This window comes from Dysosmobacter segnis (assembly GCF_014297285.1).
Classification (GTDB): Bacteria; Bacillota; Clostridia; order Oscillospirales; family Oscillospiraceae; genus Oscillibacter; species Oscillibacter segnis.
In genome coordinates this window covers 1-811 of the sequence record NZ_JACOQI010000108.1, presented here as the reverse complement: position 1 = coordinate 811, position 811 = coordinate 1, and the positions used below count along the sequence as shown (strand labels likewise).

The following is an 811-nucleotide window of genomic DNA, read 5'->3' as shown; positions in this document are numbered from 1 at the left end:
GCGGTGCGGTCATTTCCATAGTGACCCCATTCATACTGCCGCTGGCCGTCCTTGTCATCATAGCAGGCCCATGTGACATAGCGGGATGGCGCGGTGGGATGTTCGCCCAATGCAAATCCCCGTCCATTTTCCAGCATGACCGCCTTCAAAATAGCATAACCTTGATTTTTGTCCATAGTACACCTCCCATCATCGAGACATTTCTTTGTTTTCTCTTTTCGCAAACGGCTGGAGCTGATAGGGGCTTGTACCGTCCTCGGGCCGCAGAAAGTCTATCCGGGCTGCAGCACGGATGGCGTTCTGGTTAAGCTGCCGCTGCCATGCCCCTTGGCTGGGAGCCCACTTAAAGCCGTTGCTTTTCAGTTCCTGCCTCTGATCGGCATCGGGCTTTTCCTCGAAAATGAGCTGCAAACGGTTTTCAGCCTCGTTGATTTTTGCCTCGCCTCCGGGGAATGTCCAGCCTGCAAACTCGGAGCGGTTGCTCAGTTCCTCAATGCGCTGGCGCACACGGCGGATGTTGGCGTTGTTGTTGGAAAGCAGATAGGCGGGGTATGGCTTGCTTTTGTCCAAGTGCCATGACTGCGCCATATCTGCTTTGAGCTTTTCGGCCTGCTCCGGCGTAAGCTCCGGGCAGCCGTCCAGCGTTTTGTGTTTCCGAAAATACGCATTGACCGCCTTCATGGTGGTCTGCTGGGACTCCAGCCCCTCCAGCTTTTTTGTCAGCTTTTCCACGGCCAGATCGTCATCCGCGCTGATCCCACCCATTCCAACAGAGCGGATTTTATCAAGCAGCTTTGAAATCTCCGCATAC

The 811-nt window shown here is 54.6% G+C and carries 1 protein-coding gene; it reads right to left on the bottom strand.

The annotated features are described in order from the left end of the window. Positions 1–189: 189 nt before the first annotated feature. The coding region (locus tag H8Z83_RS20550; RefSeq protein WP_494546124.1) for a DUF8626 domain-containing protein at positions 190–811 on the bottom strand (622 nt) is incomplete at its 5' end.